The sequence below is a fragment of the Streptomyces sp. NPDC051133 genome, assembly GCF_040682635.1.
GTDB lineage: Bacteria > Actinomycetota > Actinomycetes > Streptomycetales > Streptomycetaceae > Streptomyces.
This window is the reverse complement of the sequence record NZ_JBFBBK010000037.1, coordinates 65214-83117: the sequence shown is the minus strand read 5'-3', so window position 1 is coordinate 83117 and position 17904 is coordinate 65214. Positions and strand designations below refer to the sequence as shown.

The window sequence follows — 17904 nt, the reverse complement described above, 5'->3', positions numbered from 1 at the left end:
TGCGCAGCTCCCGGCCCCGCAGGACGCGGACTTCCGGACGGCGGACGTGCGCGCCGGTCTTCAGTTCGTTCATGAGGGCGAAGAACAGCCGGCGGCCCGCCGATGCGAGGTTCATGCCGGTTCCACTCCTCAGCAGTTCCGGTCCCGGGGGGAACACGCGTCACGGCTGCTCGCCGAGGTCAGCTTCGGGCGCGGGGGCGGGGGCCACGTCGTACGTCGTCGCGCACCCTCGGCGGCGAGCTGCGGCATGCGGCGCTTCCCGGAGCGTGGTTCGTTCACCGGCGGGTTCGGTGGTCGGCCGACCAGCCGTCCGTCACCGCCGTCCGTCGAGAAAATCGAGGATGTGCCCGAAGACGTCCACGGCGGCGCCCCGGCCGAGGAATGTGTCCAGGTGGCCGTAGCCGGGGATCTCGGTGTAGGACACGTCCAACTGGGGCTGGCGGTCGGCGAGTACGTCGTGGCAGAGCCGCTGGGAGTCCAGCCACAGCCCGTTGTCGCTGCCGGCGAGCAGCAGCACGGGGGTGTCGATGCGGCCGGCCGCGTCCAGCGCATTGGGCGGCAGGTCACGGTAGCGGTGGTCGGTTTCGTGCCAGCGGACCACGCTGCGGGCCAGCTCGATGCGGCGCAGGTGGGGCAGGATCCACAGCGGCGCGGGGCCGAGGAGGTCGGCGAGGCGGTCGTGGGTGGCCCCGGACAGGTTCTCGTGCACGAAGAGCGAGGCGCCCGTGCCCCAGGCGGAGTTGTGCAGGATCTGGCAGGTCGGGTCCGGGCAGCTCGCCTTCCGTGACGCCAGTGCGAACAGGGGGGTGTACTTCGACCACAGGCCCACCTTGCGGAAGTCGACCGGGATGTGGTCGATCCGTGTCTTCAGCAGCTCCCCCGCCAGCGACATCCGCAGCGATGTCCGGCCGGCGAGCTTCGGCGTCAGGAACACACCCTGGGACACCACGCCGGCGAGGCCCGGCACCAGTCCCGCCGCCATGCTCAGGGACAGCGTGAGCGAGCCGATGCAGTGGGCGACCACGAACAGCGGGCGGTCGCCCGTGCGCTCGCGGACGTACTTGACGGCCGCGGGGACGTCGTACAGGGCCACGTCGTCGTACGTGTACCTCTGGCCGGTCTCGTTGTACGGCAACCGGCAGCTGCCCCGCCAGTCCAGCAGCCAGGGCTCGTAACCGTCGTCGAGGAGGACGTCGACCAGATTGCGGGTCTCCGGCAGCAGGAACATGTCGGCGGACGCGGTGTGTCCGTGCAGGAGCAGCACGGCGGGACGGTCCGCGGCACCGGTGTGGATGCGGGTCAGGCCGAGGCGGACGCCGTCGTCCGCCCGGAAGGGGATCTCCTCGACGCGGGCCGGGTCGAGGCGGTGGCGGAGCGGGCGCAGGGCCGCGGTGGTCCTGACCCGGCGCGGTGCCGGCCCGCCGGCGCGGGAGGTGGTCGTCCTGAAGATCATCGGTGGTGCTCCGTGAGGGTCGGGGTGCGGCGCAGGTCGAGCAGGTCCGCGGCGGCGCGGGCGAAGGGGCCGAGCAGGCCGCGGCCCATCTCCAGGCCGAACCAGGCGAGCCAGGTCAGCTTGGCGGCCCGCTTCTCCTGACCGGTCAGACGCGGGTCGACCTTGATGCCGTCGATCTGGTCGCGGACGTAGGAGTCCGCGGGCACGACGACCTCGCCGGCCACACTCGCCGGTTCGCCCTCGCGGCCGATCCGCACGGTCAGCGTGCGGGTCTGCCGCCACAGGTCGCGGCGGGCCCGGGCGTACTTGTGGCCCTCCAGCCACCAGTGGCCGCCTTCGGCGTCACGCAACCGCAACCGGTAGCGCAGCAGCTGGTGCCTGAGCCCGTGCTGCTGCGGGATCCCTTCCTCGGGGCGGATCCACAGGTCGCCGCGCTCGACGGTCAGCGGCTCGGGATGTACGGCGGCACAGACGACCTCGCCGGTCACGTCCACCCGGCGCTCCTTCACCAGCTGGTACATGCTCGCGATGGAGAGGGTCAGCGCCATGGAGCAGGGGCTGTCGGCGGGGGCGCCGACCGGTCCCACGCTGCCCTGTGTCGTTTCCGGGAACCACAGATAGGGCTGATCGTCCTTGTGCGGCAGCCGGGCGAGGCCGTCCTGGGCGAGCCGCTCGAAGGTCCTCAGCTGGGCCTGCGCGTCGTAGCGGGCCGCTGGCGGCAGCCCGAGAGCCTCGGCCAGCGCGGCGGTGCGTGCGCCTTCGGCCGCCGGACCCTTCAGCGTCGCCTCGCACAGCTTGAGAGCCGTGGGGCTCTGCAGCACGCGCGTGAGGAAGGCCAGTTCGGGCACGGGGTCGGCCGCCAGGCGGGCCAGGGCGTGGGTGCGCCACTCGTCCCAGTCCTGGACGCGCACGTGCATGCCGCCGAGCGCCATGTCACGGACGACGTCGTCGAGGGTGTTGGGCACGCCGGTGAGGTTGTAGTCGTAGCCCCAGGCGTCGGGCTCGCAGATCGCGGCGACGGCGACCCGGCTCACCCAGTCCACCGGAGCCGCGTTGAGGTAGCGGAAGGCGGGTACGGTGCGGAGGCGGCCGAAGGCCGAGATCAGGCCGCTGCTGAGGTCCTGCGGGTTGCAGGCGCCGGTCTTCGTGTGGCCGCCGATGCCGCCGGGGCGCAGCGCGGTGACGACCAGGCCGTGGTCGCGGGCACGGCGCAGGGCGACCTCGGCGGCCCACTTGGACTGGTCGTAGCCCGACACGAGCCGGTCGACGTGGGCGAGTGGGTCGTCCTCGCCCATGGAGGTGATGCCGACCTCGTTGAAGACGGCGATCGAGGAGATGTGGTGCAGCGGCTTGGGCCGCCCGGTGGCCGCGAGTTCGGCGAGGGTGAGCGCGCCGAGGACGTTGCTCGCCCGCAGCGACTGGTAGCCGCGCAGGAAGTCCACGGCCGCGGCGACGCCGACGACGCAGTCCAGTTCGTGGGCGAGCGTGTGCCACAGTTCGTCGGACAGGCCGAGCCGCGGCCGCCGGATGTCGCCGGGCAGCACGGTCACCCGGCGCCGCACCTCCGACGACCAGGGCAGCCGGTGACTCTTCAGCGCCTCGCCGAGCCGGGCGACGGCCGCCTCCTGGTCGGCCGCGCGCACCAGGCAATGGATGTGCGCGTCGCTGTGCCGGAGCAGGTCGAGCAGCATGTGGCTGCCGAGGAAGCCGGTGGCGCCGGTCAGCAGGATACGGCGGGGCGGCAGCGGCTCGGGCACGTCGGTGAACGGCAGGCGGTCGGCGAGGCTCAGATCGGCGAGGATCTGCCCGAGGTCGTCGTGGCGGGCCCTGGTGTACCGTTCGTCGCCACTGCCGACACGGGGGCGAGGTGCCGGCAGCGTGCCGGAGGCCGGAACCCGTACAGCATCCGCATCGCGAAGCGCCGGCGTGTCAACGGCCAAGGCCGGAGCAGCGTGCGCGGCGGAAGGCGGCAGCATGCCGGCGGCGGGAACCGCGACAGCATCCGCGCCGGAGGCCGGCAGTGTACCGGCGGCCGGGGCCTGCGAAGTGGCCTGGGCGGTGGGCGCCGGGGTGCCTGCGTGCACGGTCGGCGGGGCGGCCTCGCTCGACGCTTCGGCCCCGGTCGCCCGCAGCCAGCGCCGGGCGAGGCTGATCGGACGGGCGTCGGCGAACACCTCGTCCAGGTCCAAGTCGATGCCCAGCTCGCCCTCCAGCTCCGCGACGAGTTCCACGGCGTGCACGGACGTTCCCCCCGCGTCGAAGAAGTCGGCGTCGGGCGACAGGTCTCCCGCGGGCAGGTAGCCGCCCGCCGCGGCGGCGATGGCGGCGGCCACGTCGTCCACGTTCCGGGGCGGGGCGGGGGCGGCAGCGCAGTCCGCACCGGGGGGAGCCTGCATCACCCTGGTCAGCAGTTCGTCCACGCCCAGCCCGCCGCCACCGCGCTCGATCGCCTCGGCGGTCGCCCGCTGCCCGGAGTCCTTGGTCACGTCACGCATGAGAGCCCTTCATCGATGTGCGCGTCTTTCCGTTGCCTTTGACAAGGTCCGTGCCGCGGGACGTCCTCACCGCTGCTCCCAGGACCGGAACGCCCTCAGGTGGTCCGGTGTGACCACGGCCTCCAGGCGCTCGTCGTCCTGGTCACCGCCGCCGAGCGCGGCCACCAGTCGCCGTGCCGGTACGTTGCGCTCCGTGCGCTCCGCCGTCAGCCGGACCTTCGCGCAGCCCAGTTCCCCGGCACGGTCGGCCAGCCACTGCAACAAGCGTTCCTCGACCCCTCGGCCGAGCGCCCGGCAGCTCATCAGCCAGCCCAGGACGTCCAGTTGATCGCCGTCAGCGCACAGCGCGAGAAGCGCGATCTGGCCGTAGTCGCCGAACCGATCCCGGGCCGCCGCCGTCCACACCTCGCCCCGCTGCCGCCACCGGGCGACGTCGCCGCCGTCGGCCGACCGGTGGCGGAGCGTGAACTGGTTGGTGCGGCGGACGAGTTGTTCGGCCCGCCGCACGTCCGCTTCGGACAACGCCCGGATGTCGACCTCCAACTGCAGTTGCCCGAGGAACTCCTCGAATCCGGCGGCTTCGCGGACGGCCTCCCGCTCCCGCTCGTGCGCGTAGAACCGGGATCGCAGCGCGTCCTCGGCGGTCGCCGCGGCGGGGACCAGCGGCCACAACCGGCCGAGGAACTCCTCCAGTTCGTCCGCGGACGGGCAGGTCACCGACAGCACCTGCGGCAGCGCGGAGCGCACCTTGGCGATCTCGGCCGGGTTGTCGTCCAGGAACAGGAAGCTGTCCAGGCCGAGGTCGAGCGTGCGTGCGGCCTCGGCCAGGCGGCCCGGCTTCGGTCCCCAGGCGGCCGACAGGACGCTGAAGTGCTCCGCCTTCAGGAGGCTGTCCGGGCGGTCCAGGACGGCGCGGACCACGGCCTCGTCGTTGTTGCTGACGAGCGTCAGCAGCGCGCCCGCCTCGCGCCACTGCAGCAGCCTGCGCGCGAGCAGAGCACGTGGACCGGTCAGGTCCACGGCCTCGGGGCCGATCTCGCCGGCGACCCCGCCCCACAGGGTCTCGTCGCCGTCCACCGCGATCACCTTGGGCGCGGGGCGCAGCACCGCCGTGACGACCTCGGCGAGCCGCAGTGCCACAGCCGCCTGGAAGGGCGGGGTGAAGGGCAGGTGGGCCAGCCGCTCGGTCCGCTCGTCGAAGCGTTCCCCGACGGGATGGCGCCGGGTCCACTCGTCGGGGCCGAGCACCGCGATGCCCGGCAGGAGGTCCAGGCCGGCGGCGACCTCGTGCTCCCACCGCCGCAGACGGTCGTCCTGACGGGCGGCGGGGAGGAAACCGACGATCAGCGGCTTGCCGGTGCGTTCGGACAGGTCCTTCAGTGCGGCCGGGTAGGCGGTGCGCAGCTCGGCGAGCAGTGCGTCGTCGACCGGGCCGAAGCGCTCCAGGTCCACCGCCCGTAGCAGCACCGCACCCACCACCGTCGAGGGGTCGGCGAAGACGCCCGAGGGGTCCTGGAGGCTCGCGAGCACGTGGTGGTACGGCGCCTGGGTGATCGCCGGTCCGCCGCCCTCGGCCCCGTTCTCGACAGCCGCCTCGCACATCAGCGGGAGGTTGCCGAGGGCGAAGGTGGCGGCGAGGGCCAGGGACCGGCGAGGTGCGGGCCCCGTACCGGCGGGAGACCGGGTGCCGGCGCGCGCCGGCACCGCCGGATCCTCAGCCGCCTCCCCCAGCAACCGCAGGAACTCCTCCCCCAGTTCGGCGGTCGTCGCGGCGTCCAGGATGTCCAGGTTGTGGTCGAGCCGGACGCGTGCCGCGTCCGGTGTCATGGTGATCATCAGGTCGAGGTCGGAGTAGCCGGTGCCGGCCGGCAGCACCTCCAGCCGGGTGAGACGACGCGAGGACCGTACGTAGTTGAAGTAGACCTCGACGAGCGGCGCGTTCTCCCGGTGCAGGCCCTGCCGGGCCAGGGTGGCCAGGACGTCGGAGAACACGGCGCCCTTGGCCAGGACCCGCTGCAGGTGCGCGTCGGTGCGGCGCACCACCTCGGCCACCTGTTCGCCCGCGCGGGCCTCGGCCGGGAACGGCACCGGCACACCGAAGAAGCCCACCGCGTCGTACGCGTCGGCGTGGATGCGGGTGTCCACGGGCACGGCGAGCACGAACCGCTCCCGTTGCCGCTTTCTCGCCAGCATCACCGTCAGGGTGCCGAGGCAGAAGGCGGCGGGAGTGACGGCCAGCCTGCTCGCGGCCGCGGCGACCCGTTCCATCAGCCCGTCGGGAATCGTCACGGTCACGCTGCCGGCCCGGTACGACCGGGTCGCCGGGCGCGGCCGGGCCGGCTCCAGGTCGAGCCGTTCGCTGCCGTGGAAGTGCTCGCGCCACTCGGCGCCCGCCCCCTCACCGCCCTGCTGGGCCTCGATGAGCAGGGCGATGTCGCGGTTGGTGACGGCGGCGTCGAGGGGGGTGCCGGACAGTTCCGCGTCGATCTCCCCGGCCACGAGCAGCAGCGACTGCAGGTCGCTGACCGCGTGGTGGGCGCCGAACACCAGAATCTGGCCGTGTGCACCGCCGTCCAGCAGCTCGAACCGCCACAGTGGTGTCGTCGCCAGGTCGAACGGCGGCTCCAGCAGGGTGCGCAGGCGCTCGGCGGCGTCGAGTGGGCCTTCGACGGCCGTGCAGCGCAGCACCGGCTCCGCCGGCTCCCGGTCCACGCGCAGCTGCCGGAGGCCTTCCTCACCGGTGACGATGGCGGTGCGCAGGGCCGCGTGTCGCGCGACGAGTCGGGCGAGGATGCCGGTGAGCGTCTCCGGGGTGGTCGGGGCGGTCAGCCGTACGGCGAGGCCGATGCCGTGTGCCGCGGGCGGCATGCCGGGCCGGGCGCTGCGCAGCAGTCGTATGACGTCGCGCGTCGCGGGCCGCCGTTCGGTCTCCGGGACCTCCCCGGCGAGGTCGCCGGAGTGCTGCTGCGCCACGGCGACCTCGCCGGGGAGGCCCTCGGTCAGGGCCTGGGCGAGGCCACGGATGTCGGGCGCCGCGAACACGTCCGCGGCCGGGAGCTCCACGCCCAGATCGCGGACGAAGGCGTTGCGCAGCCGCACCAGCATCAGGGAGTCCAGGCCCAGTTCCTTCAGGGCCGTGGTGGCCGGCACGACGACCGTTCCTCCGGAGACCTCGCCGACCCGGGCTCGCACGTACGCCTCCAGCCAGGTGGCGCGGTCCTGGTCGGTCGTCGCCGCGAAGACCTTCTTGACGAGGTCGTCCGAGGCGGCCGTGCCCGTCGGGACGGTGACCAGGTCGCCCAGGATCGGGCGGGTGCGCGCGGCGTCGGGGACGAGCGTCAGCATCTCCCGGTCCAGGGCGATCGGCGCGAGCTGGCGACGGGCGGTGGCCAGGACACGCTCGAACAGCTCGCCCCCCTCCTGCGGCGAGAAGGCGACCAGGCCCGAGCGGCTGGTCTCGGCGGCCCGGGTGCCCGACCCGGCGACCATGCCGACTCCGGCCCAGGCACCCCAGTCCAGGCTCAGCGCCCGGCGGCCGGAGCGGGAGAGGTGGTGTGCCCAGGCGTCGAGGAAGGCGTTCGCCGCCGAGTACGGGCTCTGCCCGGCCGACCCGAGGAGCCCGGCCGCGGAGGCGAACAGGACCAGGTTCCGGGCCTCCGGGATCAGCTCGGTGAGGAGAGTGGTGCCCAGGACCTTCGGGGCGAGGACACGCAGGACTCGTTCGTCGGTCAGGTTCGCCACCGTGGCGTCGTCGAGCACACCGGCGGCGTGCACGACCGTGGCGATCGGGCCAGAGGTGTGCCGTACGGCGTCCAGGGCGGCCGTGAGACTCTCCCGGTCGGCGACGTCGGCGCGGGCCAGGTGCACGGTGACGCCCCGTTCTTCCAGACCTGTGATCCAGTTGCGGGCCTCCGCGTCGGGCGTGCCCCGGCTCATGAGGGCCAGCCGGCGGGCCCCGCGGCCGACCAGCCGCTCGGCGACGACGCGGCCGAGGCCGCCCAGACCGCCGGTGATCAGATGCACACCGTCCACGGAGGTCTCGCCGGCGTCGTCGTCCGGGCGGGTGCGGGCGAGGCGTGGCACCAGGCGGCCGGTCCCGCGCAGCGCGACGAGCCGTTCGTCGTCGGCGTGCCTGAGCTGGGTCCACAGGGCGTCGACGCCGCCGGTGGGCGGCAGGTCGACCAGCGTGGTCGACAGCTCCGGGTACTCCTGCGCCACTGCCAGCCCGAAGCCCCAGGCGAGCGCCTGCTGCGGGTTGGTCACCCCGGTGCTGTCACCGGCGGCCTGGCTGCCGCGTAGGACCACGAACAGGCGCGGAGCCCGGCCCTGCGGACGGCCGGCGAGGGCGCGCACCAGGTGCAGGGTGGTCAGGCAGCACAGCCGCGCCGCCTGCTCGGCCGATCCGGCGTCGCCGATCGGCGGGGCGTCGAGCGCGGTCAGCTGGACCACCCGCTCGGGCTGCCCGCCCGCGAAGGCCTCCTCCAGCAGCCGGGCCAGGTGGTCGGGGTCGGCCGGATCGAGGACGTAGTGGCCGGGCCCTTCGGCGGCGAAGGCGCTGCCCGGGCGGGCGATGACGTGCGGCACCGAGGAGCCGAGCCGCTCGCCGAGCGCGTCCGCCATCCCCGTGTCGTCGGCCAGGATCAGCCAGCTGCCCTGGACCGGCGGCTCCTGCGCCACCGGGCGCGGGTGCCAGCGGGTCTCGAAGAGGGCGCCGTCCAGCGGCGAGAGTGCGGCCAGCCTGAACTCTTCGATCTCGAGCAGGAGTTGCTCGTCCTCGTCCCAGATCCTGATGTGCAGGGTGGCGGTGTCGCCGGACACGGAGCGCAGGTCACAGCCGGCCCAGGCAGGCGTGGTGCGCAGGCCGGTGAACCGCAACCGTCCCGCCCCGGCGGGCACGAACGCCCTTCCCTCGGGCGCGTCCCCGGGCAGGGCCGCGGTGTGGAACGCGGCGTCGAGGACCGCGGGGTGCAGCAGGTGACCCGCGGCCGGCCTGGCAGCCAGTCGGGCCAGGGCCGCCGAGCGCCCGCGGCGGCCCTGCTCCAGGCCCCGAAAGGCAGGGCCGTAGTCGATGCCGAGGGCGGTCAGCCCGGCGTACACCGCCGGCAGGTCCACGTCGTCCGCGCACTGCTCACGGACGGCGGCGAGCCGGACAGCGTCGGGCCGCGCGTCGGCCGGGGGCTGCTCGCCGGACACCGCGATGCGTCCGCTGACATGACGCTCCCACCGCGGGCGCCGCTCACCCGCGGCCGCGGAGGCGACGGTGAAGGACCTGAACCCGTCCCGGGCGGGCCGCAGCACCAGCTGCACCCGTACGGGCCGTTCGGGATCCATCCGCAACGGCTGAACGAACTCGACGTCGCTCAGCTGGACTCGGCGACCGTCCTGCACCGCAGTGGCGGCCTCCAGCACCATGGCGAGGAAGGCGGCGCCAGGCAGCCAGACCTCGTTGTCCACCCGGTGGTCGTTCAGATGGGCGAAGCGGCTGTCCCGCAGGTCGATGTCGCTCTCGAAGAGGTGCCGGTCGGGCTCGTCGCTGGACTGGACGTGCGTGCCGAGGAGCGGTGAGGAGCCCCTGACGGTGGCCGGGGCGGGCGTGAGCCAGTGGCGTTCGCGGGCGAAGGCGTACGTCGGCAGATCGACGCGACGGCCCTGGGGGAACAGCGCCGGCCAGTCGGGGGTGTGCCCCGCGACGTACAACTCGCCGACCCCGCGGAGCAGGGCGCCTGGTCCGCCCTGCTGACGGCGCAACGAGCCTACGCCGACCGCGTCGATCCCGGCCTCGGCCGCCACCGCCTCGATGGCCGACAGCAGCGACGGGTGCGGGCTGAGTTCGACGAAGTAGCGGTAGCCGTCGTCCAGCATCCGCCGGACGGTGTCGGCGAAACGGACGGGCTGCCTGAGGTTGGCGTACCAGTAGTCGGCGTCCAGCCGGTCGCCGGAGACGGGTTCGGCCAGCACCGTCGAGTACAGCGGGGTCGACGCCTGGGCGCCTCGGACACCGGAAAAGCGGTCCAGCAGCTTTGTGCGCAGAGGTTCCATCAGCGGGGTGTGCGAGGCGAACGGCGTGGACAGCGGTCGTACGGTGATCCCCCGTTCTTCGAGGTGGCGGCGCAGCTCTGCCAGTGCGTCGGCGGCGCCGGAGACGGCCGTGGCGCCCGCGCTGTTGACCGCGGCCACGAACAGCCGGTCCGCGTAGGGGGCGAGCAGTTCCTCGACCTGCGTCCGCGGCAGCTCCACCGCGGCCATGCCGCCCTGCCCGACCAGCGGGACGACGGCCTGGGCCCGGCCGGTCACCACGGCCACGGCGTCGTCCAGGCCGAGGGCTCCCACGCTGTACGCGGCGGCGATCTCGCCCAGGCTGTGCCCGACCACGGCGTCCGGGGTCACACCGAGGGCCCGCCAGGCGGCGGCCAGTGCCGCGTTGACGGCGAACAGCACCGGTTGCAGGCACTCGGTCCGGTGGAGCGGGGAGAACTCCTCCGGCGCCCGCAGCGCGTTGAGCACCGACCAGCCGACGTGCCGCTGCACCGCCTCGTCGGTCCGGGTCAGCTCCTCGCGGAAGGCCTCCGAACCTGCCAGCAACTCCATTCCCATGCCGGGCCATTGGCCGCCGTGCCCGGAGAAGACGAAGGCCACCTTGCCCATGTCCTCCTCGCGCGGCGGGGTCAGCTGCGCCCGTCCGCTGCCCAGCGCCTCGAGCACGGCGCGCAGTTCGTCCCGGCCGCCCGCGGTGACCGCCGCCCGCCAGGCGAAGTGACTGCGGTGCCGGGCCAGGGTGTGGGCGACGTCCGGCAGCGCGGTGTCCCCGGTCAGGTGCCGGGCCAGCCGTGCGGCCTGGCCGCGCAGCGCGGCCTCGCTCCGCCCGGACAGGACGAACAGTCGCTCGCCCGGCGGTAGTTGCCCTGCGGGCTCGGGTTCGGAATCCGGCGCGGACGGCGGAGCCTCCTCGACGATCACATGGGCGTTGGTCCCGCTGATCCCGAAGGCGCTGACCCCGGCCCGCCGGACCCGCTCCCCCGCCGCCGGCCAGGGCACGGCCTCCTGCAACAGGTGCAGGCCGCTGCCGTCCCAGTCGACGTACCGGCTGGGTGTGCCGGCATGCAGGGTGGCCGGCAGCATCTGGTGGCGCAGCGACTGCACCACCTTGATCAGCCCGGCGACGCCCGAGGCGGCCTGCGTGTGCCCGAGGTTGGACTTGAGCGAGCCCAGGTGCAGCGGGCGGTGCCGGGGGCGGGAGGCACCGAAGACCTGCGCCAGGGCGTTCGCCTCGATCGGGTCGCCCAGCGTCGTACCCGTGCCGTGCGCCTCCACGTAGTCGAGGTCGGCGGGTTCGAGGCCGGACAACTCCAGGGCCCGCCGGATCACCTGTTCCTGCGCCGGGCCGTTGGGCGCGGACAGGCCCTGGCTGCGGCCGTCCTGGTTGACGGCCGTGCCGCGCAGTACCGCAAGCACCTCGTCGCCGTCCCGCCGCGCGTCACTCAGCCGCTTCAGTACGAGCATGCCGGCGCCCTCGGCCCAGACGGCGCCGTCGGCGTCGTCGGAGAAGGAGCGGCAGCGGCCGGTCGGGGACAGGCCCCGCAGCCGGCTGAACTCCACGAAGGTCTGCGGGGTCACCATGAGGGTCACACCGCCGGCCAGCGCCAAGTCGCACTCGCCCGACCGCAGCGCCTGAGCCGCCAGGTGCACCGCGACCAGCGACGACGAACACGCCGTGTCCACCGTCAGCGCCGGGCCGTGCAGTCCGAGCGCGTACGCCAGCCGGCCCGAGGCCACGCTGAGCGCCGACCCGGTTCCGACGTAGCCGTCCAGCTGGTCGAGCCGGGAGCCCGACAGGTAGTCGCTGCCGAACATGCCGACGTACACGCCGGTGGTGCTGCCCGCCAGGTCGGCCGGCACGATCCCGGCACGCTCCAGCGCCTCCCACGCGGTCTCCAGCAGCAGCCGCTGCTGCGGGTCCATGGCGGCGGCCTCTTTCGGGGTGATGCCGAAGAAGCCCGCGTCGAAGGACTCGATGTCGTCCAGGAAGCCGCCTTCCCGGGCGTACGACTTGCCAGGCGCCTCCGGGTCGGGGTCGTACAGCGACTCGACGTCCCAGCGCCCGGCCGGGAACGGGCCGACCGCGTCGCGGCCCGCGGCGACCAGCCGCCACAGTTCCTCCGGGTCGCCCACGCCGCCCGGCAGGCGGCAGGCCATGGCCACCAGGACGACCGGCTCGTCGTGCGCCGCGGTGCGGGTGTGCGGCGCGGTGGCGGGGCGGCGGGCGGCGGGGCCGCTCGTCGCGATCACGGTGGCCAGCAGGTGCTCGGCCAGGCGGGCCGCGGTGGGGTGGTCGAACAGCAGGGTGGCCGGGAGGCGTGTGCCGAGGCGGGCACCGATGCGGTGACGGAGCTCCAGCGCCGTCACCGAGTCCATGCCGAGGTCGCGCAGCGGCCGGTCGTGGCCGACGGACTCGGCCGAGCGCAGGCCGAGGGTGCGGGAGGCCTCCTCGCGGACCAGGGCCAGGACACGGTCGGCGCGCTCGGCCTGCGGCAGCCGGGCCAGCCGGTCCGCCAGGCCGTCCGCGCCGTCCTGCCCGGTGCGGGGCGCGGGCAGCAGCGAGCGCCACAGGGCGGCCGCACCGCCGCCCGCGCCGGCCGTGGTCTCGCGCAGGCGGGGCAGGTCGAGCGCCCAGGCGACCAGGTGCGGGGCGCCCCGGCGCAGGGCGAGTTCGACGAGGTCTCGGCCCTGTTCCGGGGTGAGCGCGCGGTGGCCGAGGCGGCCCATCCGCTCCAGGTCGGCGTGTTCGGCGGCGAGGCCCTCGCCCGCCCAGGCGCCGAAGGAGACCGACACCGCGGTCAGGCCCAGAGCGCGCCGGTGGTGGGCGAGTTGGTCGAGGAAGGCGTTGGCGGCGGCGTAGTTGGCCTGACCCGCGTTGCCGACGACACCGGCGGCGGAGGAGACCAGCAGGAACAGGTCGAGTTGCGCGTCCGCGGTGAGCCGGTGCAGGTGGACGGCGCCGTCGGCCTTGGGGCGCAGCACCCGCGCGAGGCGTTCGGGGCTCAGCTCGGCGACCACCCCGTCGTCCAGGACGCCGGCGCAGTGCACGACGCCGCGCAGTTCGCCGGCGACACCACCGACGATGTCGGCCAGGGCCGCGGCGTCGGCGACGTCGCACGCCGCCACCTCGGCCTCGGCGCCTAGCGCTGCCAGTTCCGCGGTGACCTCGGCCGCGCGCGGATCGTCGGGTCCGCGCCGGGACGTCAGAAGCAGGCGGGGCACGCCCCGTTCGGCGAGGAGCCGGGCGATGTGGCGTCCGACGGCGCCGAGGCCTCCGGTGATCAGTACGGTGCCGTCGACGGGTGTCCGTGCGCGGTCCGTGTCGGCGGCGCGGGCGCGCACGAGCCGGGGTATGAGCAAGGTACCCGTGCGCCCGGCGAATTCGGGCTCGTCGCGGTGGGCGACGGCGGCGAGCAGGGCGGCCGCGGGATCGCCGTCTTCGAGGTCGAGCAGTATCAGCCCGAGGTCCGGATGCTCGGCTCGGGCGCTGCGGGCCAGGCCCCACAGCGCCGACTGGGCGAGGCCCGGCACGGTGTCCCGGTCGTCGGCCGCTACGGCGCCGCGGGTCACCCAGACGGTTCGGGTGGGTGCCTTCTCCTGTGCGGCGAGTGTCTGCAGTTCGGCCAGCGCGGCTTCCGTCACCTCCCGCGCGGCGGCGGCCGTTTCGGCGTCCTCGGCCGGTTGTGGCCAGAACCGTACGAGCACGTCGCCACCCGTGTCGCGGCACCGGATCCCCGCGGCTTTCAGGCCGCGCAGGGCCGCGGCGACGGCGGGGTCGGACGGGTCGCCGACGACGGTCCAGTCACCGGCCGGTGCCTCGACGGGCGGTTCGGGCGCGGCCGTCCACGCCACCTCGTACAGGTGCCGCCCGTTGCCCGAGCCGGCTGCGAGGTCCGCCGGGCTCGCGGCCCGCAGCCGTACTCCCTCCAGCCGGCCGGCGGGGCAGCCGTCGCCGTCCCACAGCGTCACGTCCAGCGTGATGTCGCTGTCGGCGGCGCCGGTGCGGCGCACGGACACGATGAGGTCGTCGCCGCCCGGCCAAAGCGCGGCGCGACCCACGGAGACCGGAAGGAACACCCGGCCGTCGGAGGCGGCACCCCCTTCGAGGGCCGCGGCCACGTGCAGCCCGGCATCCAGCAGCGCGGGGTGGACCGGGTAGGGGCCGGCCAGGTCGTGGGCCGCGGACGGCAACGACAGCCGGGCCAGCAGCTCCCCGGCGCCGGTCGCCACCGCCTCCCGTACGCCCTGGAAGGCCGGACCGTAGCCGAGGCCCAGCCCGGCCAGCCGCTCGTAGGCGTCCGGGCCCCAGGCGGGCTCCGCCGCCCGAGGCCACACCGGCGGCCGCCCCGCCACCGGGGTCGCCCCGGCCGCCGACGCGGTGGCGTGCAGGGTCCAGGCGGTGGCCTCCTGGCCGCGTGGGCGGCTGTGCACGGTGAGCTCGGGTGCCGGGCCGGCGGTGACCACCTCGACGGACACCTCCACCGTGCCGGTGGCGGGCAGCACGAGGGGTGCGAGCAGCAGCAGGTCGGTCACGTCGGCCGGGTCGTCCGGGCGGGCCACGGCGAGGGCGGCCCGGCACAGCTCCAGCAGGGTCGTGCCGGACACCACGGTCCGGCCGAACACGGTGTGGTCGCACAGCCAGTCGGCGGTGGCCGGGGACCACTCGTTGCGGAAGGTCCAGCGGGTCTCGTCGGCCGACTGCAACTGGACGCCGAGCAACGGGTGCGCGGCGCGGTCGAACAGGCCGGCCCCGCCCGAAGCGGACTCGGGTGCGATCCAGTGACGCCGGGTGTCCCAGGCGTAGGTCGGCAGGTCCGTCCAGACGGTGCCGGGGACCAGGCGCCGCCAGTCCATCCGCCGCCCGTGGACGTGCAGTTCGGCGGCGGCGCGGTCCAGGCAGGCGGGTCCGTCCTCGTCGCGGCGCAGGGAGCCGACGGCGACCAGCTCGAGGCCGGATTCCTCGCCGATCGTGTGCAGGGCGGTGAGCAGGGACGGATGGGGGCCGAGTTCGACGAAGTGGCGGTAGCCGTCTGCCGCCATGCGCTCCACCGCGGGCCCGAAGCGGACGGGTTCGCGCAGGTTGGCGTACCAGTAGTCGGCCGCCAGCTCCTCGGTGACCGGCTCACCGGTGACGGTGGAGTACCAGGCGACCGACGTGGGGTACGTGGTCACGCCGTCGAGCTCGTCGAGGATCGTCGCGCGGACCGGCTCGACCCGGGCGCTGTGGGAGGCGTAGTCGACGTCGAGGCGGCGGACGAAGACCTGTTCCCGGTCGAGGTCGGCGAGCAGGCCCTCCAGCGGCTCCACGTCACCGGCGATCACGGTCGCCCGGTCGCTGTTCACGGCGGCGACCGAGACCCGGCCGCCGAGACCCTCGAGGCGGGTGACGACCTCGGAGTGCGGCAGGGCGACCACGGCCATGGCGCCGGTGCCGGACAGCTCGGTCAGGGCGCGGCTGCGCAGGGCAACCACCGCGGCCGCGTCGTTGAGGCTGAGCGCGCCGGCGACGCAGGCCGCGGCCACTTCGCCCTGGCTGTGCCCGATCACGGCGTCCGGCCGGACGCCACGGGCCCGCCATACCGCGGCCAGGGACACCATCACCGCGAAGAGCACCGGCTGGACGACATCCACGCGGTCCAGGGACGGGGCCCCCGCCGCGCCGCGCAGAACCGCCGCCGCGGACCAGACGGTGAACGGCCGCAGGGCGGCGTCGCAGCGGTCGAGTTCGTCGGCGAACACGGGATCGCGTTCGAGCAGGTCACGTGCCATGCCGGTCCACTGGGCGCCCTGGCCGGGGAAAACGAAGGCCACCTTGCCCGCGGGCAGCGTCCGCCGTGGACCGGCGGTCGGGCCGGGGTCGGGCCGGCCCTCCGCGAGGGCCCGCAGCGCGGTCAGCAGTTCGTCCCGGTCGGCCGCCTGGACGACGGCACGGTGCTCGAAGTGGGTGCGGTGGTGGGCGAGCGTCGCGGCCACGGCGGGCAGCGGCGACTCGGGCCGGGCAACGAGACGTGCGTGCAGTCGATCGGCTTGTCCCCGGAGCGCGGGGAGTGTGCGGGCCGAGAGCGGGAAGAGCGTCGGGCCGGGCAGCCCCGCCTCCGCCGGGGCCGGTGCGACGACGTCCCGCGGTGCCTCTTCCAGCACGACGTGGGCGTTGGTGCCGCTGATGCCGAACGCGCTGACCCCGGCCCGCCGCACGCGGTCGCCGTCGCGCGGCCACGCCCGGGCGCTGCCGTGCACGGCCAGGCCGCTGAGCGCCCAGTCGATGTGCTCCGTGAGGGTCTCGGCGTGCAGGGACGGCGGTATGAGCTCGTGCCCGAGGGCGAGCACCGTCTTGATCACGCCGCCGATGCCCGCGGCGGCCTGGGTGTGACCGATGTTGGACTTCAGCGAGCCGAGACCGAGAGGCCGGTCGGCGGGGCGGCCCGGTCCGAAGACGGCGGCCAGTGCGCGGCCCTCGATGGGGTCGCCGAGCCGGGTGCCGGTGCCGTGCGCCTCGACGTGGTCCACGTCGTCCGGTGCGAGTCCGGCGGCGTCGAGGGCGGCACGCAGCACTCGTTCCTGCGCCGGGCCGTTGGGGGCGCTCAGCCCCTGGCTTCGGCCGTCCTGGTTGACGGCCGAGCCCTTGACCACGGCGAGCACCCGGTCGCCGTCGCGGCGGGCGTCGGCGAGCCGCTTGAGCAGCACCACACCGCAGCCCTCGGCCCACACCACGCCGTCCGCGTCGGCCGAGAAGGGGCTGCACCTCCCGGACGGCGAGAGCCCGCGCAGCCTGCTGAACTCCACGTGTGCCCGCGGGGTCACCAGCAGGCTCGCTCCGCCCGCGAGCGCGAGGTCGCACTCCCCTGCCGCCAGCGCGCGGGCCGCCAGGTGCAGGGCGACGAGGGAGGAGGAACAGGCGGTGTCGACGGTGACCGCCGGGCCCTGCAGACCGAGGGTGTAGGCGATGCGCCCGGAGGCGACGCTGGTCGCCGAGCCCGTGCCGACGTGCCCGTCGAGCCGGGCCAGCGAGGCGGAGGCGAGGTATCCGCTGTCGTACAGGCCGATGTAGACGCCTGTGGGGCTGCCGTGCAGGGTCTCGGGGACGATCCCGGCCCGCTCGATCGCCTCCCAGCTGGTCTGCAGCAGCAGCCGCTGCTGCGGGTCCATGGCGTCGGCCTCGCGGGGCGAGATTCCGAAGAAGGCGGCGTCGAAGCGGTCGATGCCGTCGAGGAAGCCGCCGCGCAGCGTGTACGCCTTGCCGGGGGCCTCGGGGTCGGGGTCGTAGAGGTTCTGGGTGTCCCAACGGCTGGCCGGTGCCTCGGAGATGGCGTCCTCGCCGGCGGCGAGCAGCCGCCACAGCCCTTCGGGGTCGTCGGCGCCGCCGGGGAAGCGGCAGGCCATGGAGACGATGGCGATGCCGTCGTCCGCCGCCCGCGGCGGAGCCGCGGCGGAGACCGGGCCGGCCGCCGGGGCGGGCGGCTCGCCGAGGGCCGCTCGGGCCAGCGCGGCGATCGTGGGGTGGTCGAAGACCAGCGATGGCTCCAGTGGCCGGCCGGTCCGTGCGGAGACTTCGGCGGCCAGCGTCACCAACTGGCGTGACCCCAGCCCGAATTCCGCGATCGGCCGGTCCGGGTCGACGGCCAGCGGGTCGAGTCCGGCGGCCTCGGCGACGGCCGACCCCAGCCAGGCCCGTACGTCCTCGGCGGTGGTGAGGGGCGTGATGGCGGACTGCTTCCGGGGCTCGTTCGCAGGCATCTGGGCAGGTGTCCTCAAGCAACGGTGATGCGGGCGGATTCCGCACGACCGCATGCGGCAGCGGCGTACGGCTGACATCGGGTGACGTACGGCCGACGTCGACGGACGTGCGGCCGCGGAGGGGCGGACATGCGGCCCCGGAGGGCGGACGCGGCCGGCGCGGGTGGGCGCGCCGACGGCGGTGGG

The 17904-nt window shown here is 74.7% G+C and carries 3 protein-coding genes and 1 pseudogene; all 4 read right to left on the bottom strand.

Annotation, left to right across the window (positions count from 1 at the left end; translation table 11 throughout):
* Positions 1 to 100 (bottom strand): annotated as a pseudogene (locus tag AB0N17_RS31685) (diacylglycerol kinase family lipid kinase); the annotation flags it as partial.
* A gap of 213 nt (positions 101 to 313) precedes the next feature.
* Complete coding sequence (locus tag AB0N17_RS31680; RefSeq protein WP_366015010.1) at positions 314 to 1453, bottom strand: alpha/beta fold hydrolase; 1140 nt, start codon at positions 1451 to 1453, stop codon at positions 314 to 316.
* Positions 1450 to 3948 carry a thioester reductase domain-containing protein gene (locus AB0N17_RS31675; RefSeq protein ID WP_366015009.1) on the bottom strand — a complete coding sequence of 833 codons (2499 nt, stop codon included), beginning with the start codon at positions 3946 to 3948 and terminating at the stop codon, positions 1450 to 1452. Before AB0N17_RS31675 ends, AB0N17_RS31680 begins: the two co-directional genes overlap by 4 nt.
* A gap of 66 nt (positions 3949 to 4014) precedes the next feature.
* Positions 4015 to 17718 carry an SDR family NAD(P)-dependent oxidoreductase gene (locus AB0N17_RS31670; protein ID WP_366015008.1) on the bottom strand — a complete coding sequence of 4568 codons (13704 nt, stop codon included), beginning with the start codon at positions 17716 to 17718 and terminating at the stop codon, positions 4015 to 4017.
* Positions 17719 to 17904: the final 186 nt, after the last annotated feature.

Excerpts from the sequence above, each read along its gene's own strand:
- AB0N17_RS31680 (WP_366015010.1), bottom strand. The coding sequence starts at position 1,453 with ATGATCTTCAGGACGACCACCTCCCGCGCCGGCGGGCCGGCACCGCGC.
- AB0N17_RS31675 (WP_366015009.1), bottom strand. The coding sequence starts at position 3,948 with ATGCGTGACGTGACCAAGGACTCCGGGCAGCGGGCGACCGCCGAGGCG.
- AB0N17_RS31670 (WP_366015008.1), bottom strand. The coding sequence starts at position 17,718 with ATGCCTGCGAACGAGCCCCGGAAGCAGTCCGCCATCACGCCCCTCACC.